This is a genomic window from Citrobacter sp. Marseille-Q6884 (assembly GCF_945906775.1).
Taxonomy (GTDB): domain Bacteria; phylum Pseudomonadota; class Gammaproteobacteria; order Enterobacterales; family Enterobacteriaceae; genus Citrobacter.
This window is the reverse complement of record NZ_CAMDRE010000002.1, coordinates 1,556,492-1,577,638: the sequence shown is the minus strand read 5'-3', so window position 1 is coordinate 1,577,638 and position 21,147 is coordinate 1,556,492. Positions and strand designations below refer to the sequence as shown.

The following is a 21,147-nucleotide window of genomic DNA, read 5'->3' as shown; positions in this document are numbered from 1 at the left end:
GGTCTCCCCCCTGCGAAAAGAGGGGGAACCTCTTTCTTTGTGCGGTTTGTTGGCAGTGTGTCAGTGGCAAAAGGACAACGTTAATGGCAATTACCAGACGTGATTTTCTCAATGGTGTGGCGGTCACTATCGCCGCGGGACTGACCCCTCTGGATCTGGTCCGGGCAGCAGGAAATAGCAATGAATTTATCGATGGGAATTATTACCCGCCAGCGTTGACGGGCCTGCGGGGCAATCATCCGGGGTCGTTCGAGATGGCTCATGCGTTAGGGCGTGAGCATAAAAAATTTGATTTAACGGCGTTGCCCATTGAGGAAGAGTACGATCTGGTGATTGTGGGCGGCGGCATCAGTGGACTGGCTGCGGCGTGTTTCTGGCGTGAACTCGCCGGGCAAAACAGCAGGGTGCTGGTCCTGGATAACCATGATGATTTCGGCGGTCACGCAAAACGGAACGAATTTACTTCCGCAGGGAGAAAGCTGATTGGCTATGGCGGCAGCGAATCATTTCAGTCACCCGATCACAATTTCAGCCCCGAGGTGCAAAAGTTGATGAAGACCGTCGGCGTTAGCGCCATGCGGTTGAAAGACAATTTTGACGTTAATTTCTATCCCGACTGGCAGCTCAGTCGCGGCGTCTTTTTCGACAAAAAGAATTTTGGCGAGACCAAAATCGTTAGCGGCGATCCCGGACGCGCGGTGTCCGATGATATTCCGCCAGACAGGCTGAATGGCCGTGATATTGAAGCGTTTATCAACGATTTTCCGTTAAGTGAGAGTGACCGCAAGGCGCTGATCGACTTGCACGTCCGTCCTGGTGATTACCTTCAGGGCATGACGGTGGAGGAGAAAAACGAATGGATGGATGCCCACAGCTACAGCGAATTCCTCGCAACGAAAGTGGGGTTGAGCAAAATGGCGCTGCTCTATTTCCAGCAGCGCTCCAACGATTTCTTTGCTATCGGTATTGAAGGGATTTCCTGTAGCGACGCCCGCGCCTGCGCATTGCCCGGTATGGAGGCATTAGGATTGCCGCCGCTGGACGGCGAATCACTGGCCGACCTGGAAGAGCCGTATGTTTATCATTTCCCGGATGGTAACGCCGGTCTGGCGCGACTGCTGGTCAGGCATTTACTGCCGGAAGCATTGCCGGGCAATTCGATGGAGGATTCGGTTCTCGCCAGGCTTCACTATGAAAAACTGGATCAGCCGGAAAAGACAACACGCCTGCGTCTGAACAGCACCGCAATTAATGCGGCGAACGTTGAGGGTGGCGTTGCCGTAACCTATCTACGCGACGGTAAGCTGCATCGCGTTCGTGGACGCAATGCCATCATGGCCGGGTACAACATGATGATCCCGTACCTGGTGCCAGAAACACCGGAGCAGCAGCAAGCCGATCTCAAGCTAAACGTGAAAGCGCCGCTGGTTTACACCAACGTGGTGGTCAAAAACTGGAGCGCGTTTAAGCAGCTTGGCGTGCATGAGTTTTACTCTCCTGCAGCACCTTACAGCCGTGTGAAACTCGATTATCCGGTGAGCCTCGGGGGCTATCAACATCCGGCCTCGCCGGACGAGCCGATGGTGATCCATATGGTTTATGTGCCGACCTATCCGGGCAGTAACTTGTCGGCCAGGGAGCAGTTCCGCCTCGGGCGCGCGTACCTGCTGGGTACCAGCTTTGCCGCCCATGAAGAGATGGTTCGCGGGCAATTACAGGAAATGTTTGGTTCCACGGGCTTTGATAACCAACGGGATATCGCCGCCATTACCGTTAACCGCTGGGCGCATGGTTATGCGTATTACCCCACATCGCTGTTCGATGACATGGATAAAATGCCCGAGATTATCGAGCGGGCGCGTAAACCGATCGGCCGCATTGCGATAGCCAACTCCGATGCCGACTGGAATGCGTATGCGCATGCGGCCATCGATCAGGCATGGCGTGCGGTCAATGAACTCAAGGATATGGGGTGATCTATGCGTATTTTAACCGTTGTTATCGCCAGCTTATTGTCGGCTACGGTGTCTGCAGCCGAGTCTCAGGGCGAATATATTGCCCGGATTTCTGACTGTGTGGCGTGTCATACCGCCGAAGGGGGCGCTGCGATGGCGGGGGGCAAAAAGTTTCCCACGCCGGTTGGCGATATTTTCTCAACCAATATTACCCCTGACAAAACGCACGGTATTGGCAACTATTCTTACGACGATTTTGAAAAAGCGGTTCGCAAAGGCATAGCCAAAGACGGTCATCCGCTTTATCCGGCGATGCCTTATCCTTCTTACGCGAAGCTCTCCGACGAGGATGTGCAGGCGCTCTATCGCTATTTCATGCATGATGTTGCGCCGTCGGCGGTCGCGAATAAAGAGAACAATATCCCCTGGCTCTTATCCCCCCGCTGGCCGCTTCATCTCTGGAACTGGCTGTTTACTGACGCCTCTGCGACGCCATCTGCGAGTCATACCACTGAGGGCAGCGCCGATTTAGTGAAACGCGGCGCCTATCTGGTCGAAGGGCCGGGGCACTGCGGTTCGTGCCATACCCCGAGAGGGATAGCGATGCAGGAAAAAGCGTACACCCGTGATGATGATGTATACCTGAGCGGCGCCATGATCGACGGCTGGTATGCGCCGTCGCTCAGAGGGACGGACTTATCAGAACAGGCGTTAACATCACTGCTGCTGACCGGTAAAAGCAAGCATGCCGCCGTTTCGGGTTCGATGGCGGAGGTTGTGAGTCAGAGTACGCAGTACCTGACCGATGAAGACGCCAAAGCGATTGCGCAGTATCTGTTGAGTCTGAAAGGTGCGAAAACGGAACCGACGCGCGCGGCGGCTAAAACGGTCGCCTGGTCGAATTCGCCTGATGCAGGCAAGGTCATCTACAACCGCTACTGCTCAACCTGTCACGGGCTGGAAGGTAAAGGTACGGATGATAATGCCCCTTCATTGGTCAACAATCCGTTGATTATGGTGGATGATCCGACGCCGCTGTACAGAGTGATTTCGCAGGGAGCGGAAACCCCTACGACGCGGGGAAATGTCTCGTTCAAGATGCCGGCATACGGTGGCATGTTGAAAGAGAGTGAAATGCGCGACGTGATCAACTACGTGCGTAAAAGCTGGGGCGAGGGCAATGGCGAGGTCACGCAGGAAGAGCTTGCCGGGCTTAAAAAAGCGTCACATTAGTTGTGATATTAATGGTGATTACCCTGCCATCCGGCCTACAGACACACGATGTGTAGGCCGGATAAGCGATCTCAGAGATGGGCTTTGATAATCCCCGCCAGCCGGGAAAACGCCGCGGCCATTTCATGCTCTTCAAGGCTGGCAAAACCCAGCAGCAGCCCGCAGCGTTTCTCTTCATTGACGTAATAACGCGACAGGGGGCGCACCAATAAACCTTCGGCATTGGCCTGTTTGGCGATGGCTTCATCATCACCCTGAGCGGGCAGTTGCAAAATCAGATGCAGCCCGGCGTTGCTGCTGAAGGAGCCAAGATATTCCTCGCCAAGCTCCCTGGTAATGAGTTCCACCAGCGTGTGACGGCGGCGGCTGTATAGCTGGCGCATTTTGCGGATATGCGCCGCGTAATATCCCTCTTTAATAAACTCCGCCAGCGCCGCCTGAATCAGAAGATGTCCCCCGCGATAAAGTTCGGTATGCACTTTCTTTAGCGGTGCGGCGAGCGGCTTAGGAAGCACCACATAGCCCAGTCGCAGTGCGGGATAGAGTGTTTTACTGAACGTGCCGATGTAGATGACCGGGCTATCTTCTTCCAGTCCCTGCAGTGACGGGATCGGCTGACCCGAAAAACGAAACTCACTGTCATAGTCATCTTCCACTATCCAGCTTTGTGTTTCCCGCGCACGAAAAAGAAGCTGGCGGCGTCGGTTCAGACTCATAACAGACCCGAGCGGGTACTGATGTGACGGTGTCACAAAAATCAGTTTCGGCGCACATTCCGACGAGACCGGCGGCACCATACCCTGTTCATCAACCGGGATTGCCGAAAAATTAACGGCATTAATACGCAGAATATTTTTGATTCCCCAATAGCCCGGCTCTTCAATCCAGGTGTTATCGCCAGGGTTGCACAGGCTACGGGTCACCAGATCCAGCGCCTGGTGAATGCCTTCGGTAATCAGGATCTGATCCGGGGAGCATCTGACCCCGCGAGCGGTGCGGAGATAATCTGCCAGCGCTTCTTTCAGTTCACTCACGCCGCCTGCGGCATCATAGGTGAGAAACTCAGGCCGCAGCCGTCTTGCCAGACGGTCCTGGATCTTTTTAAGCGTGCGGTGAGGAAAATACTGCACGTCCGGCACGCCGGGGATAAAGGCTCCCCACTGGCGAGGGCTGGCGCTGGCATAGCCGAGCAGTTCGAGGCAACGGGCAGATAAGCGGGTGCGATCTTCTTGCGCGGCGACAGCGGGTTCTTTGTCGGCGCGCAGGTTGAGATTATCCAGCACGCTGTCGGTAACAAATGTACCGCTGCTGGTACGCGCAGAGATATAGCCTTCGGCCTGCAACTGCTCATAAACGCGCAATACGGTATTGCGTGAGAGCGATAACTCGCCCGCCAGATCCCGCGAAGGGGGCATACGGGTTGCGGGCTTCAGGCTCCCTTCAAGAATACAACTGCAGATAGCGGCATACAGACGACGGTGTAGCTTTTCATCAGTCTGTTGGCTAAATGCATGTTTGATCACATCTCCGGCAAGTGAACGCATTTGGCTCCCTAAAATAAAACGATTTGGCTCTCGATTAAAGTACCAGATGGCGTCTAAATTTAAAGGGTAATTCAACCCCCGGATATATTTAGGACAAGGTGTAGAGAATGAACAATAAAAACCTGCAACAGCGTCGTTTGGATGCCACCCCGCGTGGCGTGGGTGTGATGTGTGACTTTTTCGCGCAGTCGGCGGAAAACAGCACGATTACCGATATTGAGGGCAATCAGTACATTGATTTCGCAGCCGGGATTGCCGTACTGAATACCGGACACCGCCACCCGCGTATGGTGCAGGCAGTAGAAGCGCAACTTCAGGCCTTTACCCATACGGCGTATCAGATTGTCCCGTACGAAAGCTATGTTTCTCTGGCCGAAAAGATTAACGCCGTTGCGCCAATTGATGGCCCGCGTAAAACCACCTTTTTCACCACCGGTGCAGAAGCGGTAGAGAATGCGGTTAAGATTGCCCGCGCACATACCGGGCGTCCGGGTGTGATCGCGTTTGGCGGCGGTTTTCATGGTCGTACTTATATGACGATGGCGCTGACCGGTAAGGTCGCCCCCTACAAAAAAGGGTTCGGTCCGTTCCCGGGGTCTGTTTACCATGCGCCGTATCCTTCAGAGCTGCAGGGAATTACCACTGCCGATTCGGTAAAAGCCATCGAGCGTCTGTTTAAGGCCGATATTGATGCCAGCCAGGTGGCCGCGATTATCTTCGAACCCGTCCAGGGCGAAGGGGGCTTTGTGGTGGCGCCGCCGGAATTTGTCGCTGCCATTCGCCGTATCTGTGATGAGCATGGCATCGTGATGATTGCTGATGAGGTGCAAAGTGGTTTTGCGCGTACCGGTAAGCTCTTCGCGATGGATCACTATGCCCATAAAGCCGATCTGATGACGATGGCGAAAAGCCTTGCTGGCGGCATGCCGCTGTCTGGCGTGGTGGGTAAAGCCGCGATTATGGATGCGCCTGCGCCGGGCGGTCTGGGCGGAACCTACGCTGGCAACCCACTGGCAGTCGCGGCGGCTCACGCGGTACTCGATATTATTCATGACGAGCAACTGTGCCAGCGTGCGGCTGCACTCGGTGAACAACTGCGCGCGACGCTGAACGATGCCCGCAGCGGATGCCCGGAACTGGCTGAAGTGCGGGGGTTAGGTTCGATGGTCGCCGCTGAGTTCTGTGATGCGAAAACGGGAGAACCCAGCGCGGCGGTAGCGCAACGCGTGCAAAAGAAAGCGCTGGAGCAGGGGTTACTGCTGTTGACCTGTGGTCAGTATGGCAACGTCATCCGCTTCCTCTATCCGCTGACTATCCCACAGGATCAGTTCGTCAAAGCATTGGGTATCATCAAAGCAGCCACCCAATCGTAAGATTTGACGCATAGCTCGCTTGTAAGCCGACGGTCTCGATGCCCGTCGGCTTTTCTTTTGCCCGTTTATTATCCTTATATTGATCTTCATCTGTTGAATGGGGGGATTCATCAATAATGGGTTGCCAGCCACATCGTTATATAATCTAATGCATATCGTTTTTTCTCCCTGTCCAGATGGTATCTATGCTTACTCTTCGTTCTTTTGTGCTGGTTTTCGCCAGCATGTTGTTTGCGTTTTCCGCGCAGGCCGACCGCACCATTACTGACCAACTTGGCCGTCAGGTCACGCTACCAGACCACATCAATAAAGTGGTGGTTCTCCAACACCAGACGCTGAATATTCTGGTTCAACTCGATGCCCAACAGGATATCGTTGGTGTGATGTCGAGCTGGAAAAAGCAGCTTGGCCCGGAGTTTGCCCGCTTTATGCCGACAATTTCCTCGTTGCCAACGCCTGGCGATCTCACCAGCGTGAATATCGAAAGTTTGTTGGCGATTCATCCGCAGGTGGTGTTTGTGGCCAACTACGCGCCAGCGGAGATGATTCAGCAGATTCAGAATGCCGGTATCCCGGTCGTGGCTATCTCGTTACGTCAGGATGTGGCCGGGCAGCAAAACAAAATGAACCCGACCATGGCCGATGAAGAGCAGGTGTATAACGAAGGGCTAAAGCAGGGGATTCGTCTGATTGCGGAAGTGGTCGGGCGTAAGGCGCAGGCTGAAACGCTGATCAACTACGTTTTTGCCGCGCGGGCAAAATTTAACGCGCCGGTGGCGAATATTCCGCAGGCGCAAAAAGTCCGTATTTATATGGCTAACCCCGACCTCATGACCTATGGCTCAGGGAAGTACACGGGATTAATGATGCAACACGCGGGCGGGTTGAACGTTGCGGCTGCCAGCGTGAAAGGCGCGCGACAGGTTTCGCTTGAGCAGGTATTGCAGTGGAACCCGCAGGTGATTTTTGTTCAGGATCGTTATCCGCAGGTGGCGGTGCAGATCCAAAACGATCCCAACTGGCAGGGGATTGATGCCGTCAAAAACCACCGTGTCTGGCTGATGCCGGAATACGCTAAGGCCTGGGGGTATCCGATGCCGGAAGCGCTGGCGATTGGTGAGTTATGGATGGCGAAAAAACTCTACCCGGATGCCTATAAAAATATCGATGTCGATGCGCAGGCACAGGACTATTACCAGCGTTTTTACCGCGTGAACTGGCAGTCTGATGCCGCTCAGTAACGGCATCAGTAACGGAAGGGTACCCCAGCAACTGATCCTCATCATTTCGGTGCTGTTGCTGGGCGTCGTCTCGCTTTGCCTTGGGCAATATCCTCTGTCGCTGGGTGATGTCTTTTATCAGCTCAGCCATTACGCCGATTCACAAGGCATTGCAAACCAGGTTGTGTGGAACGTTCGGCTGCCGCGCATCCTGATGGCATTACTGGCGGGTGGCGCGCTTGGTCTGTGCGGCGCAACGCTACAAGGCGTGTTTCATAATCCTCTGGTTGATCCGCACATCATTGGCGTAACGTCGGGTTCGGCGTTTGGCGGCACGCTGGCTATTCTGCTTGGGCTGGAGCCGGTGCTGATGATGGGCTCCACGTTCTTTTTCGGTCTGGCGGCGTTAATGCTGGTGTACGCCATTGCCGCTCTCCAGGGGCGGGAAAATGCGCTGGTTCTGATCCTCTCGGGCATCATTTTGAGTGGCTTTTTTGCTGCGCTGGTGAGCCTTATTCAGTATCAGGCCGATACCGAAGAAACGTTACCCAATATTGTCTTCTGGTTGCTCGGCAGCTTCGCAACGGCCAACTGGCATAAAGTCTGGCTGCTGGCGATCCCGGTCTGCCTTGCGGCGACGGTGTTGTACCAGCTGCGCTGGCGGATAAACCTGCTGTCGCTCAATGATAAAGACGCAAAGGCGCTGGGTGTGGCGGTGGTTCCGCTACGGCGCAGCGTATTGCTCTGCTGCGCATTGTTAGTCGCGGCACAAGTTTCTGTCAGCGGCAGCATTGCCTGGGTGGGGCTGGTCATTCCACATCTGGCGAGGCTGCTGGTGGGCGTCGATCATCGCCGTTTACTTCCGTGTGCCTTCTGGCTGGGAGGCGGTTTTATGATCGCAGTAGATGACATTGCGCGTACGTTAATGCATGCGGAAATACCGCTGGGGATTATCACCGCACTGCTTGGCGCGCCGCTGTTTGCCTTTTTGCTCATTCAGTCCAGCCGTAGGGGAAAACGATGAAATCTGCGGTGTTACGCGTTAATCAGCTTGCCTGGGGCTACCAGACGCCACTGTTTGAGCCGCTGACGTTTTGCTGCGAGAAAGGCGAGATCTGGGCCGTGTTAGGCCGGAATGGGCTGGGGAAAAGCACGCTGCTGGATACGCTGACCGGCACGCTGCCTGCGCTTGGCGGGAATATAGAAAGTGACGGCGGAACAGGGATGGTCGCGCAGCATACCCATCTGCCATTCCCTTATACGGTGAGTGATGTGGTGCTGATGGGGCGTGCGCAGCATGTGAAGCTGTTTGCTCAACCGAGTGTTCAGGATAAGCAAAGGGCGGCTGAGGCACTGGAACAGTTAAACATCGCCCATCTTGCTAACCACAGCTTTAGCGCGCTCTCCGGCGGGCAACAACAGCTGGTGATGATCGCCCGGGCGTTAGTCACGGAGTGCCAGACGTTGCTGCTTGATGAACCCTGTTCCGCGCTGGATCTTGCGAACCAACAGGTGGTGTTGCAGCTTATCAGCGATCTGGCGCATCGCCAGGGCTGCAGCATCCTCTTTTCAACCCACGATCCGCTGCATGCGTTGCAAATAGCCAGCCATACTCTGCTGTTATTACCCCAGGGGAAATGGCTCGCGGGACCCACAGAACGCGTTGTGACGGAGGAAAATCTGTTTCAGGCTTATGGCTTAACGCTGCGAAAACTCAGTGTGGATAACCATCCCACACCGGTTATTGCGCCTCTGTTTGCGATCCGCTGCTAAGCGGTAAGAATCCGGCCTCTGTCAAAAAATGTTGCCCGGCGTGGCTGAGAATAAACTCAACCAGCGCCGTCACCTCTTTGGCGGTATCGAGGACCGCCAGTTGGTATTCACACTGAATATTGTGCTCGGTAGGAATGGCGACGACACGGATATCCGGCTCGCCGCTGAGCGCTTTTGCATAATGCGCGTAGCCAATAAACAGATCGGCCAGCCCCTGGCGAATAATCCACCGGCTTGCCAGTTCACCTTGCGGTACGTTGAGCGTGTCACGGCCACCGACCAGGGGGATGGCGCGTTCGCGAAGTTGTTGACCAAGACCGGGTTCCAGCAAATCCATTTTGTCGAAAAGCGCCCAGGTATAATCACCGGAAGGGTCGCAACCGGGAGTCGATGTGCCGACACGCAGGGTAGGATCGCGCAGTAAATCGAGCCATGTGCCGGTTTGGCACGTGGTAAGGCTGAGTTGATTGCCGCTAAACGTGTGGGTGGAGACGGCTTTGCCACGGGAGAGGAGGTGCTGCGGATGCTCACGGTTTGCCGAGGCAAATAACGCGCACGGTTCACCGGCTTCAATTCGCTCACGCAATAAACCTGCCGGGCCATATTCAACCTTCGCCACGATTCCGCTCATCTGTGTAAAACGGTTGAGTAGCGGCGTAAATGCCAGCCGTAAACTGCCTGCAGCGAATAACGTGATCGAGTGTGGCATCGTGGCCAGGTCCTTCAAATAATAAAACAGCGGAACATCAGATGATGGGGCAGATCTTTAAAATAAGGGAGGATTATAAATGAGGATGTGGTGAAAATAAATAACAGTGTTATTTGAGTAATAACTCTCTGAGAATATCGACAATTGAATTAATTATTAACTGAACCCGGAAAGGTTGTTGCGTCTTTTTACTATAAATAACAAAGAGATCCAGATGGGTTGTGAAGTTGTCGGGGAGTGTGGGAATGAGCCCCTCAATACCGGTCTCTTTAATAATTAAGTCTGGCATGAATAAATAGCCGAGTCCCGCTTTAGCAAGTTCAATGGCTGCATAAGAGTTATCACATGCAAAATCGCCGTTAATGATAATGTTTCTTTTTTCTCCACTGAGCCCGTCATTGATATGCCAGACATTGTGGTTGTTTTCCATATGGGAGAAAAAAAGAATACAGGGGTAGCTGGCGTAATCCTCAATCGTGCGGACAGGATATCGCGTAATCACATCCTGGGTACCATAAATATTGGCGGGGATAGACGCGATATTGCGCGCAATCAGTTCGTCGTTATCCGGCAACGAATGCGTAAAGAGAATATCGCAACTGTCACTAAAAGGTACGCCGAGGGTAATTTCTGAGTTACTGAGGTTGCTGGTCGTCAGCATTAATTTAATGTCGGGGTGTTTTGCCTTAAGCCCAGGAATGACATGTTTGGTGATGAACAACAGCTGTCCGGTAGGGGCATGGATCCTGACAAAACCATCAGACGCCTGCTTATACGCCATCATAAACGTCTGAATATCATCGACGGATTTCAGATGCCTTTTAACATAGGGGAGAAGCTCTTCCCCGAAACGGGTTAATTTGATAGGCCGACAGGAGCGATCAAACACTGAAAAGCCAAAACGGTCCTCCAGTTGCTGCAACGTCCTGCTGATATTGGGCTGCGCAATCTTAAGCGTTTCAGCGGCCAGACTCAGGCTTCGGGTACAGGAAAGTTCATACAGGATACGCAGCTCGTTATCGTTGAAACTTATTTTTTGCACCACTTCGCGCCCCAGTAATACCTTGAAAATGATAGCCGTATCCATTTTGCAGGAGACAGCACGTGCTATTTAAAATGACAGGTACGACAGTCCGCCCAATGTAAAAGAGAATTAAATACGCTGGGTAGCGGGCACGTGCCACTTAAAACGGTAGGGTGAGTATCGATGCAATAATGTTTTTATAGGTTGTTGGCTCGTAAGATAACATGATTTTTTAATAAAACAAAAGCCCATAAATATCTCTGTCGTCATTACTCAGTTTGTTATCCAGATAATAATGATTTGCGCAATGAGTGTTTATCTGGAGTAAATGCCTTATTCAGACAAGCTGAAATACATCAGCAGCGATGCCGCTAACATACTATATCTATTACGTATAATGTTATGCACATCTAATACGGGACGAATGAGAGTAATCCGACTAAAGTACCGCGCAAATTTACAGCTGTCGCTTAATTCAATGCTTTACCTATTAATTCTTAAAACAGTGTTAATAGCACGGTAACGTTTTTTTTACCTCCGATAGACGTTGATTTCTCTGTCCTGCATAAATTTTATACACACTATGATTCGAAGAACGGCCTGGCTTTGTCTGACCATACAACTGTCGATCATAACGACGCCGATGATGGCAGCAATAACAACAGAATCACATTCATCACCCTGGCAACGTGAATTGCTCGCGCGGCCTGCGGGTGTCTATGTCTTGCAGGCAGGCGAAACTACCGCAGTCGTCGCAGAACGTCTGGGGTTGACGACAACGCAGTTGCGCTATTTCAACCAATTCAGAACCTTTAATAAGCCGTTTGAGCAATTGGGACAGGGGGATGAAATTGATATTCCGGTGCAGGCATCCGCGGGGAGCAACACCAGGCAGGTGCCGGGCGAAGCGCAAGACAGCGATGCGAGTATGAAACGGCTGGCCGGTGGGGCATCAGGTCTGGCGAATATGCTGGAAAACGGAGATACCGCCCAGGCGGCCGGCAACCTTGTGCGCACGCAAATAAACAGTAAGGCGAACGATACGGTCAATGGATGGCTGGGACAATTCGGCACCGTGCAGGCGCAACTGAATTTAGGGGAACAGTTTTCCCTTGATGAGAGCAGCATTGACTGGCTCGTTCCCGTTCATGAAACGACAAACAATCTGCTGTTTACCCAGTTAGGGTACAGAAACCAGGATGAGCGTGACACGGTGAATGCCGGTGTGGGGATGCGTCATTTTCGTCACGCCTGGATGCTGGGCTTCAATACCTTCTATGACGCCGATCTGACCGGCGATCATCGTCGATTAGGCGTCGGGGTCGAGTTGTGGCGCGATTATTTTCAACTTTCCGGGAATGGCTATTTTCGGCTCTCTGACTGGAAATCCTCCGAAGAGGTGAATGATTACGACGAACGACCCGCGAACGGCTTCGATCTCAGGCTACAGGGATGGCTGCCTGATTATCCACATCTCGGCGGTAAGTTTATCTATGAACACTATTTTGGCGATGAAGTTGCGCTCTCTGGTGACGATCAGCGAGAAAAAAATGCCTGGGCCTTTACGACCGGAATAACCTGGACGCCATTTCCTCTGATGACGCTGGGTATTGAGCAGACCCGGGAAAAAGGCGATGGGCGCGACACCAGCGTGCAGATGGAACTGGCCTGGCGGCCGGGCGAGTCTCTGCAATCCCAGCTTTCGCCGGATGAGGTTGCATCGCTGCGTGAGCTTGATGGGAGTCGCTACAGCCTCGTCGAGCGCAATAATGTCATTACGCTGGAGTATCGCGAGCAGGACCCTTTGCAGATGACGCTCTCTGAAGAGTCTATTCAGGATACGGAATTTACGGTTCATACCCTTTCGGTCAACATCACGGGTCGCTATCCACTGGAACACGTCAGATGGGATAACGCGGCGTTTCTGGCGGCTGGCGGCCAGTTTCGGGAGTTGAGCGTCAATATGTTTTCACTCACGTTACCCCCTTATCAGTACGCACACTCTGCAGACGGGAGCGCAAACCATTATCGGCTGGTGGCCGTGGCAGAAGATGCCGAGGGGAACACCAGCGAGGCGCAGACGCTGTTGATTGACGTCTTGCCGGTCAAGCTGGCATTTGGTGATGCGTTGCAGGTGACCGGCAACGGGGCGCCAGCCGATGGCAAGACGCCTGTCACCATTACCGCGACACTGGTGGATGAGCAGGGAAAACCGGTCAGCGGAAAAACCATCTCCATGGGGATGACCTTCGCCGATGGCAGCCAAACCGCCGCGGATGTGATGAGCGATGCGGCGGGTCAGGCTGTCTACAGCGTGGTCTCGCATGTTGCCGGTCAGGCGACAGCCACGGCCAGAGTCCAGGAATTAAGTCAGAGCGTAAATGTGTTGTTCAGTCCGGCAAATCAGGAGGCGGATGAACTGACATCATCGTTGCTGGTCAGCCCGGCGGTGATCCGGGCGGATGGCGAAGATGTCGCCGACATTACCTATAAAGCCCTTAACACTGAGGGTGAACCCGTTGTCGGGCTGGATGAGGTTTCATTTCAGGTAGCGGGCGTTGATCAGACCACGACAAGCAAAGTGCAGGAGTTATCACCTGGCGTCTACCACGCTCAACTCAGCGGCATCAACGCAGGCAAAGGCGTGGTGCAGGTGGTTCAGGACGGCGTGGCGTCAAAAACACTGCGGCGTCCGGTTACGCTGATCGCAACAGGTAATCCTGTTGATCCGGCTCAGTCATCTTTAAATGCGACACCGCAAAGGATCTCCGCCAGTGGTAACGCGGAGTCAACGCTGGTACTGCAGTTAACAGACAGCAGTGGGAATCCGCTGAAAGAAAAGAATGTCAGATTTACCAGTACTCTCGCGGGGACCACGATCAGCGATGTCACTAACCGTGAAGACGGTACCTATGTTGCAACATTAACCGGTACCGCAACCGGGAATGCAAAGATCCGCGCACACGTAAACGGATTTTTGACCGCGATCCCGCCGACAGTGGTCAAGCTGATACGGGATGACAATGCGGTCAGCATCGACGCGCTTGTGGTGCTTGACGATCATGCGCTGGCAGATGGTGAAGATGAGAATGTCATCAAAGTGACGGCCTATACCGCAGAAGGTGCGCCAGCGCCGGGTGAGACGGTTCGCCTCTACGCAAACAACGGTGCGGACATTCCGCAGTCTGCGACCACCGATGCTCACGGTGAAGCGATCGTATCCTTCACCAGCAAAGTGGCGGGTGAGGTTATGGTCATCGTCGAACTCAACGGCAGTACTGAGGAAGTTGAAACGAATTTTGCCGTCGATCAGGGCAGTCTCGACCCGGCGCAGTCCCGGCTGCACGTCGTGCCAGAACAGATCGAAGCGAACGGCAATGCGGAATCATTTATTCATTTTTTATTAAAGGATCAGCAGGGGAATCCGGTTCCCGGTCAACAGGTCACTTTCCACAGTAGCCTGGACGGCACCACGATCAGCGCGGTGAGCGATACCCGAAACGGTATCTATAAAGCGTCGCTTGCGGGCGTGGTCGCCGGGGTTGCCGGGATCACGGTCAGCGTGAATGGTAACGATTTTGCGATTCCTCCGGTGAACGTAACGCTGACGCCAGTTACCGGTGAAGCGGGGCACGGCAAAACGGTGGTGGTCACAGACAATGCGCTGGCGAATGGTGAATCTGCCAACCAGGTGAAAGTCACCGTCAGTTATGCCGACGGGACGCCTGCGCGTGGCCAGGCGATTCGATTTGTCGCGACAAACGGTGCCGCGATGCCGACGTCTGTCATGACGAACAGCGATGGTGAAGCGATCGCCACCGTGACAAACCGCATTGCCGGTAAATCGGTGGTGTCCGCGATGTTCAACGGGCATGTGCAACAGGTTGAGCTGACATTTCAGGCTGATGCCAGCAGTGCCACGATTTTCCCGGGTGAACTGCGCGTCGTGGACGATAACGCGGCGGCGAACGGTGTTGCCGAAAATAAGGTCAGTGCAACCGTAAGGGATGCGTTTGGGAATCCGGTACCCGGGCAGCAGGTGAAAATTAAAGCCAGCCATGGCGCGGTGGTTTCTGCTCAGGAGGCCACTGATGAGAATGGCGTCATGACGGCGATCCTGACGAACTCAACGGCCGGACGTAGCGAAGTTGTGGCGCTTATCAATCGCCACGGTCAGCACGTCGCGGTCAATTTTTCCCCCTTTGCGACCGCTGTGAACGTGCTGCGCAATGGTACACCGCTGACCGAACATCCTCAGGTTGGAGACCGACTGTCCGCGGTTGTCATGTGTGGCGAGATGGCCTGCGAAGCGCAGCCCGAACACTTTCAGTGGCAGGGGGAAACCGCCGCGGGAAGTCACCAGTTTACCGCGATTCCCCAGGCGACAGGACGTGAGTATGTCGTGTCCGGGGAATGGCAAAAACGTGCCCTGCGCGTGGAAACACAAGCATCACGGTAATTCCTTTATTGTCCCGGCTAATGCCTTAACCCATTTTTATTAATGAGCATGCATATGAAACGTAAGAACTTCGCTTTAACCGCCAGCAGCGCTTTATTATTGTTGTCATATCCGGCGTTAGCCATCCTGTCTGAACCGACCGACACCGTAAAAGGTCGGGCGCCAGCACTCACGGCGTCCACCATCATCTCCGCAGATACCAACAGTAACGGCGTTTTCGATATTGGTGATGTGATCTCGATAAGCCAGCAGGGGACGTTCAGCGACCCGGATGGCGATGCTGAAGGCCAAAAAACCTATCAATGGCAAGCCGATGGTGCCGATATTTCGGGGGCTACGAGCGACACCTATACCATTACGGCGAGCGATCTGGGGAAAAAGATCACCGTGCTTATCACCCCACATACCGATCCGGCTATCACGGACCCGGACAGTGGTATCGCGGTGGCCTCCAATGCGCTGACGGCGGCATCTGCCTCTACCCCGGTTGCCGTAGAAATTGACGGTGCGGTCAACGGCTTCCCACAGGTTGATACCGATCTCAGCGCAGTGGTGCAACTGGCTGACGGCAGCACCGGTGATGCCGGCACCTATCAGTGGAAGATTGAAACGGCGATTGGCTCGGGCGTGTACCAGAATATTGCGGGTGCAAATGGAAAAACCTATACACCTGTCGCCGGGGATCAAAAACGTAGAATTCAGGTCGAGGTGCGTTAATGCCCTCCCGAGTGCAGCAACGGCGTATTCCGTCGTTGCTGCGTGTAACCGCTCAACGTTCGGATTGATTTGGCAATGATGCTGAAGAATGTCTCATTCACTCTGCGCGGCGCTGCGGGCGTGCTGTTTGCCGTTGTTGCCACGAAGACCTTTGCGGTGACGGCACAAACAAACACGGTAAAAGGACGCCCGCCCGTTGCAGATCAATTGCAGGTCATCAACAACTCTGCACCAGGGTTAAACCCTGCTCAGGGCGATGAGCTGGAGATAACCTACCTGTTTCACGACCCGGACGGATTGCAGGAAAGCCGATCCGAGAGCCTGTTTCTGTGGTTGGCCGACGGGCGCAAGATCGCAGGCGCGAACCAACACCTGTTCACACCAGGTAAAGCACAGAATAAACACTTTCTGACGGCGGCAGTGCTGCCCGTTGAAGCAGAACCGTCGGAACCGGATCGGCCGGATGTGCCTTTCAAAAGTCCGGCCACTGCGGCTCCGGTTCTGCCGTCACGCACAGCGCTGTTTGCCGCTTTTCATCATGCGCCGCAGACAGCGCGCTGGGGAGATGCCTATACCTATTGCGCAAATCACAGGCTGCGTTTACCCAGTGAGAACGAATTGCAGGAAATGTTTGTGACCTTTACCCGGGCAAATACAGTCGGTGAGGATTCCAGGGGCGACCTACAGAATACCTATGGCATCCCAGCCAGGAATGCGCTCTGGACGACAAAAGCGATGGGTGAAAGCAGTCACTCGGTGATTGCGGCATTTACCGACGGGCAGAAACAAATCGCGGCCAATGGCGAGCCGCAGACGGTTCTGTGTGCCAAAACCGGTACACCACAAGCGCTCCCTGCCATTGAGCAATTATCGCTACCCGTTCCCCGGGAAGGCGAAGTGGTAACGGTAACCTACCTTTATGTGGGAAATCCTACGATCCCCGACCGCTCACGTTTTCAGTGGTTTCGTGCAGACAATGCCGCCGGAACCTCGGGCAAAACGCCTATCCCGGGTGCTGATGAAAAGAGCTATATCCCCGTCGCGGAAGATGTAAACCGCTACCTGGTGGTGGAAGCGACACCCGCAAGCTATGACAACGTGGTGGGAACCCTGGTGAGTACGGTGAGTGAACCGGTCACAGCGGCGGGAGAATCAGGGGTTCCCGTGACAACGACAATCCGCGCCAATGGCGCCACATTTGATACGGAAAGCGGCTTTCCGCGTACCGGATTTGTCGGGGCCCGCTTCCAGCTACAGATGAATGGCAACGCCGCCAGCAACCGTGGCTACAACTGGAGTGATGACAAACCCTGGTTAAGCGTGAATGAAAGAGGAATCGTGACGTTTACCCGTAGACCGGAAAACGGAGATAACACCGCCGCCATCACGATACAGCCGAAAGAAGGGGGAGAATCTTATGTTTATACTTTTACGGTCAACAAATGGCTAATCACCAGTTCGACACCAGCCGGGTTTAATAATGACTGGTGCGGTAAACAAGGTCAGGGCTATCGCAGACCAACCGCCGACGAATCAACGCACAATGGCGAACGCTCGGCCTCAACAGGACGCTGGTGGAGCGAGTGGGGGCCTTTGTACAATTTTAATGGCAATTGGGCTAATGCCGCGTATTGGGTTGATGAGCTGGGGAGTCAAAATACGCTGGCGATGAGTAACGGCATGGTGACATATGCCAGAAAAAGCAGTCATGTCGTATGCATAGCGAATCTTGAGTGAGTGGTTTTGCATTGATGGCAACCGGTCTTTCTGTGGATGGAAAGAAAGGCCGGTTATTTGCGTTTAACCTGAGACTGTTTAGAAGAGCAAAACGAATAAATAGGTTAATAAACATTTTGCCGTGTTTAAATTTGCATATATATGCATCCCGGTAAATTAATGATTATTACGCGTTGTCTTGTTTATTTTTACACAGCAATGCTGCAATAAAATCATTTACAGAAATGGGTTTACTGTATAAATAGCCTTGCAGGTAATCAACGCCGCAATTTTTCAGATAGGCGGCCTGGAATCTATCTTCCACACCTTCAGCCACCAACGAGAGGTTCAGTCGCGCAGCAAGATCGATGATGTTATCAACGATATGGCGTGAAGGCAGGTCGGTTTCCATCATACTAACGAAACTCTTGTCGATCTTAAGAAAGTCGATTTTTAATTTCTGCAGGTATCTTAAGTTCGAATTGCCCGTACCGAAATCATCAATCGCAATGAGCACGCCCAGGCTATGCAGTTCTGCAAACAGTTTACGGGCAACGTCGTCAGCAACCAGTAACTCCTGCTCAGTCAGTTCCAGTATCAGCGTAATGGGATAGCCGTCGAAAGCGCTAATAAAATCCCGACAGTCATCCACTAAAGTGAAATCACTGCAATGTCTGGCACTGATATTGAAAGCAAAATGGAAATCCTTAGGCAGTTGATGCTTCATCGGCACAAATTGTTCGCGAATTTGCATCATCAGCGCGCGCGTCATCGGTACCAGAAGATCACACTTTTCTGCCATCGGTATAAATATGTCAGGAGAAATGATGCCATGACGGGGATGCTGCCAGCGCATAAGGATTTCACATCCCGTCCAGCGTTCATCTTGTGCATCGACGACAGGTTGGATAAACGGGATGAACTGCCGCTCTTCGAGCGCACGCAGTAATTTTTGCCGGGGAAGCGTGGCTTGCTTTGTTTTCTTAAAGACCCAGCAGCCAAGAACCAGACTAAAAAAAGCCCATGCAATGACATTAGGTAATGAATAACGCCTGATATTTTCCGCATAATCAGTTAAAGACATGCTGGTAATAACCCGAAAGGGGTATTGGGTGGAAGCCTGTTCTATATTTTCGGACAGGTCAAAAACCGGACTTTCATCAACCGAGGCAGATTTATACCGCCAGTTGTTGGTACCAATAACGACATTTAAAGGTGAATTGATACCCAACTCGTCAAGTTCTGCGATCAAATGATGACCAGAAAGTTTTATCTCAATGGCATCATGACCAAAAACTTCCCGGTAAACAATGCGAGGTTGTTCCTGCTGTGATGCATCATCTTGAATCAGATAAAACTGATTTTTTAATTTGCTATCAAAATCAATGTGCTCTTTACCCGGAATGAGAAGCGTTGAGCAATAAATACGATTTCCATGAGCAAGTTCAATACTGCTTATTTCTGATGAAGTTTTGATCAGCATTTTGAGTTTCTGTATGACATTGCTGCACGGCTTCCCCAGACTCTCAGCGGCTGTTAAGGCTATCTGACGTGTAGTGTCGAATGCGCGCTCAATGGATTGTTGAGCATTTTGAACCTCTATTTTAGAATCCTGCGCGACGTTTTTAAACGTGAGCCAAAGCGTAATACCCATCCCCAAAATGAGAAATAAAAGACTGGCTGCGATTGCACGCGTCAGACAGGTTTTAAGCGGACGAACGTTTAATGCATTTTGCAATATTATCATTTTCGGCGATCAGCACAGTGGTAAAATCGTTTTTAATTTCATCTGTAATGCTCTGTTTTAAAAGATATTGCTGGAGGTGTTGCGCTCGTGTTTGAGGAATGACAGTGATGCCAGGTGTTGCAATGGGTTGAAAAAAATAAGAACGTTATGATAGAGAGGTTTTATGAACGGCGATATTAAATTTTAATTAAAGTTTTTTAAATGATGACATTAAATTCAACATTTGAAAGGTTGTTAACATTTGGTTTGGGTTTGGTGGTGAATATAAAAAACTGGCTTTCATTCATTTTAGTGGTTTTTTATGCTGCTTGATTTGTTTTTGGTGATTTGTTCTGTCATGTTTTTGTTGTTTTCTGATTTTATGCGCCAATCCATGATTTGGGTGTGTGTATTGAATAGTGAATTAAATCTCTATACTTTAAGTGCTATTGGTAGCTAAAAAAGCAATATTGGATGGCTGGTAAATATGAGTTCAATGGATTGTAGTTTTAAATATCGTCGTCTTTTGGAGGTCGATTTTCGATCGATAATTGTTTTTATTGCATTTGTTGAAACAGGAAGCTTATACAGTGCGTCATTGATTCTGGGTTGCTCTCCATCGTCAGTGAGTATCCATCTGAAGCGAGTCAGGCATTACTTTAACGAACCCTTATTCATTCGGGAGGGGCGCAATCTTGAACCTACTGAATATGCTATTAATTTAAGCCAACAACTTAAATCCCTATTCATCAACTTCGACACCTTTGTTACGAAAGGCAAAGATTAATTTTAATCAAATATTGATAAATCCTAAACTATCCATCAAGAAATTATATCCTCTTGATCTTTTTATTCTTAATTTAGCACCAGTGGGTCCGAGGAAATATGCAATCGTTGTTTTTTCCTTTTAATCGTGTGTTAGTTATGGACAGTGTTTATTTAAGTGCTGTAGGACTTTGCGCACTTGTTGATAACTATGCTGGCCAGGCAGTAAGTTTAAGAGTATCCACGTTTTCTGCATTAAAAACGCACCTTAACGTGTGTGCTGCTGCGGGAGAAAAGGTTCTGGTTATTACTGAACTGGTGAGCGGCAGCGAACCGCTGTATGAAGGCTTGCAATTCCTGGACAACATTAAAGAAGGTGTACAGGCTGGCCATTATAAAGTGGTGGTCTGTACGGCACTGTCTGATCCTTTTTTATTATCCGCTGTAATTGAGCGCGAACCTCATGTCATCGTGCATCGCGATGAATCGTTGGATGTGCTCATCCGCCTGATATATCTGACTAAAAATAAGAAAAATATCACCACTATCAGTCCACTGATATTAGACAAGATCGAAAAGGTCAGGGGCGTCAGACTCACACAACGAGAGCTGGAGTGGTTAGTTATCCAGACGGAAAAAATGGGGCTGATAGAAACGGCCCGGCGGATGGGTATTCATTACAAAACCGCCGCCACCTACCGTAAAAAAATATCTAAACGCATGAATATTAATATCCGTGAAATGGATTCGATGCTGGCAAAGCTATGAATACATAAATAAGTATCCGTTTTAAATGCCTGGATAATTGAAAATTACGCTGGCATTGATCCACAACTGAATGAGAACACCCGTACTGGGGCTGGAATAAAACAAAGAAATCGATGAGTTGGCTGAGCAATTAGCAGAAAGCAAACGGTTTTTTATTTATTAGTG

General features: G+C 51.8%; 15 protein-coding genes. 11 read left to right on the top strand and 4 right to left on the bottom strand.

Annotated elements, in window-relative coordinates:
• The first annotated feature begins 83 nt into the window (after nt 1–83).
• The gene (locus N7268_RS22590; protein ID WP_260864562.1) at nt 84–1,976 is read left to right on the top strand and encodes an NAD(P)/FAD-dependent oxidoreductase; all 1,893 of its coding nucleotides are present in this window, start codon (nt 84–86) and stop codon (nt 1,974–1,976) included.
• Nucleotides 1,977–1,979: 3 nt separating this feature from the next.
• Nucleotides 1,980–3,188 carry a c-type cytochrome gene (locus N7268_RS22585; RefSeq protein ID WP_260864561.1) on the top strand — a complete coding sequence of 403 codons (1,209 nt, stop codon included), beginning with the start codon at nt 1,980–1,982 and terminating at the stop codon, nt 3,186–3,188.
• A gap of 71 nt (nt 3,189–3,259) precedes the next feature.
• Here the strand turns inward: N7268_RS22585 and N7268_RS22580 are convergent, their stop codons facing one another.
• Nucleotides 3,260–4,732, bottom strand: a complete 1,473-nt coding sequence (locus N7268_RS22580; RefSeq protein WP_260864560.1) for a PLP-dependent aminotransferase family protein — start codon at nt 4,730–4,732, stop codon at nt 3,260–3,262.
• Nucleotides 4,733–4,839: 107 nt separating this feature from the next.
• Between N7268_RS22580 and puuE the strand changes: the two genes are divergently transcribed.
• From puuE to N7268_RS22560, 4 genes are all read left to right on the top strand, one after another.
• Nucleotides 4,840–6,105, top strand: a complete 1,266-nt coding sequence (gene puuE, locus N7268_RS22575) for a 4-aminobutyrate transaminase (RefSeq protein WP_260864559.1) — start codon at nt 4,840–4,842, stop codon at nt 6,103–6,105.
• Between the two features lie 185 nt (nt 6,106–6,290).
• Nucleotides 6,291–7,346 (top strand): ABC transporter substrate-binding protein, encoded by a 1,056-nt coding sequence (locus N7268_RS22570; protein ID WP_260864558.1) that lies wholly within the window; start codon nt 6,291–6,293, stop codon nt 7,344–7,346.
• Complete coding sequence (locus N7268_RS22565; RefSeq protein ID WP_260864557.1) at nt 7,333–8,349, top strand: FecCD family ABC transporter permease; 1,017 nt, start codon at nt 7,333–7,335, stop codon at nt 8,347–8,349. Before N7268_RS22570 ends, N7268_RS22565 begins: the two co-directional genes overlap by 14 nt.
• A complete protein-coding gene (locus N7268_RS22560) occupies nt 8,346–9,098 on the top strand; it encodes an ABC transporter ATP-binding protein (protein WP_260864556.1) in 753 nt (250 codons plus the stop codon). The genes N7268_RS22565 and N7268_RS22560 overlap by 4 nt, the downstream gene beginning before the upstream one ends.
• Here N7268_RS22560 and N7268_RS22555 read toward each other — a convergent pair.
• A complete protein-coding gene (locus N7268_RS22555; RefSeq protein ID WP_260864555.1) occupies nt 9,067–9,807 on the bottom strand; it encodes a substrate-binding domain-containing protein in 741 nt (246 codons plus the stop codon). The genes N7268_RS22560 and N7268_RS22555 overlap by 32 nt on opposite strands.
• Nucleotides 9,808–9,916: 109 nt before the next feature.
• Nucleotides 9,917–10,894 carry a LysR family transcriptional regulator gene (locus N7268_RS22550; RefSeq protein WP_260864554.1) on the bottom strand — a complete coding sequence of 326 codons (978 nt, stop codon included), beginning with the start codon at nt 10,892–10,894 and terminating at the stop codon, nt 9,917–9,919.
• Nucleotides 10,895–11,477: 583 nt separating this feature from the next.
• Between N7268_RS22550 and N7268_RS22545 the strand changes: the two genes are divergently transcribed.
• The 3 genes from N7268_RS22545 (at nt 11,478) to N7268_RS22535 (ending at nt 17,744) form a co-directional block, all read left to right on the top strand.
• Nucleotides 11,478–15,290 (top strand): inverse autotransporter beta domain-containing protein, encoded by a 3,813-nt coding sequence (locus tag N7268_RS22545; protein ID WP_260864553.1) that lies wholly within the window; start codon nt 11,478–11,480, stop codon nt 15,288–15,290.
• A 54-nt stretch (nt 15,291–15,344) separates the two neighbouring features.
• Nucleotides 15,345–16,007, top strand: a complete 663-nt coding sequence (locus tag N7268_RS22540) for a ZirU family protein (protein WP_260864552.1) — start codon at nt 15,345–15,347, stop codon at nt 16,005–16,007.
• A 75-nt stretch (nt 16,008–16,082) separates the two neighbouring features.
• Nucleotides 16,083–17,744, top strand: coding sequence for a hypothetical protein (locus N7268_RS22535; RefSeq protein ID WP_260864551.1), 1,662 nt, complete (start codon nt 16,083–16,085; stop codon nt 17,742–17,744).
• Nucleotides 17,745–17,910: 166 nt separating this feature from the next.
• Here the strand turns inward: N7268_RS22535 and N7268_RS22530 are convergent, their stop codons facing one another.
• On the bottom strand, nt 17,911–19,470 hold the full coding sequence (locus N7268_RS22530; RefSeq protein ID WP_260864550.1) for a cyclic diguanylate phosphodiesterase: 1,560 nt from the start codon (nt 19,468–19,470) through the stop codon (nt 17,911–17,913).
• Between the two features lie 466 nt (nt 19,471–19,936).
• On the opposite strand from N7268_RS22530, the gene N7268_RS25250 reads away from it, so the two are divergent.
• Together N7268_RS25250 and N7268_RS22525 are read left to right on the top strand one after the other, a co-directional pair.
• Nucleotides 19,937–20,236 carry a LysR family transcriptional regulator gene (locus tag N7268_RS25250; protein WP_409929215.1) on the top strand — a complete coding sequence of 100 codons (300 nt, stop codon included), beginning with the start codon at nt 19,937–19,939 and terminating at the stop codon, nt 20,234–20,236.
• Nucleotides 20,237–20,334: 98 nt separating this feature from the next.
• A complete protein-coding gene (locus N7268_RS22525; RefSeq protein ID WP_260864549.1) occupies nt 20,335–20,982 on the top strand; it encodes a hypothetical protein in 648 nt (215 codons plus the stop codon).
• Nucleotides 20,983–21,147: the final 165 nt, after the last annotated feature.

Coding starts and splice junctions, on each gene's coding strand:
- N7268_RS22590 (WP_260864562.1), top strand. CDS start 84: ATGGCAATTACCAGACGTGATTTTCTCAATGGTGTGGCGGTCACTATC.
- N7268_RS22585 (WP_260864561.1), top strand. CDS start 1,980: ATGCGTATTTTAACCGTTGTTATCGCCAGCTTATTGTCGGCTACGGTG.
- N7268_RS22580 (WP_260864560.1), bottom strand. CDS start 4,732: ATGCGTTCACTTGCCGGAGATGTGATCAAACATGCATTTAGCCAACAG.
- puuE (WP_260864559.1), top strand. CDS start 4,840: ATGAACAATAAAAACCTGCAACAGCGTCGTTTGGATGCCACCCCGCGT.
- N7268_RS22570 (WP_260864558.1), top strand. CDS start 6,291: ATGCTTACTCTTCGTTCTTTTGTGCTGGTTTTCGCCAGCATGTTGTTT.
- N7268_RS22565 (WP_260864557.1), top strand. CDS start 7,333: ATGCCGCTCAGTAACGGCATCAGTAACGGAAGGGTACCCCAGCAACTG.
- N7268_RS22560 (WP_260864556.1), top strand. CDS start 8,346: ATGAAATCTGCGGTGTTACGCGTTAATCAGCTTGCCTGGGGCTACCAG.
- N7268_RS22555 (WP_260864555.1), bottom strand. CDS start 9,807: ATGCCACACTCGATCACGTTATTCGCTGCAGGCAGTTTACGGCTGGCA.
- N7268_RS22550 (WP_260864554.1), bottom strand. CDS start 10,894: ATGGATACGGCTATCATTTTCAAGGTATTACTGGGGCGCGAAGTGGTG.
- N7268_RS22545 (WP_260864553.1), top strand. CDS start 11,478: ATGGCAGCAATAACAACAGAATCACATTCATCACCCTGGCAACGTGAA.
- N7268_RS22540 (WP_260864552.1), top strand. CDS start 15,345: ATGAAACGTAAGAACTTCGCTTTAACCGCCAGCAGCGCTTTATTATTG.
- N7268_RS22535 (WP_260864551.1), top strand. CDS start 16,083: ATGATGCTGAAGAATGTCTCATTCACTCTGCGCGGCGCTGCGGGCGTG.
- N7268_RS22530 (WP_260864550.1), bottom strand. CDS start 19,470: ATGATAATATTGCAAAATGCATTAAACGTTCGTCCGCTTAAAACCTGT.
- N7268_RS25250 (WP_409929215.1), top strand. CDS start 19,937: ATGAGTTCAATGGATTGTAGTTTTAAATATCGTCGTCTTTTGGAGGTC.
- N7268_RS22525 (WP_260864549.1), top strand. CDS start 20,335: ATGCAATCGTTGTTTTTTCCTTTTAATCGTGTGTTAGTTATGGACAGT.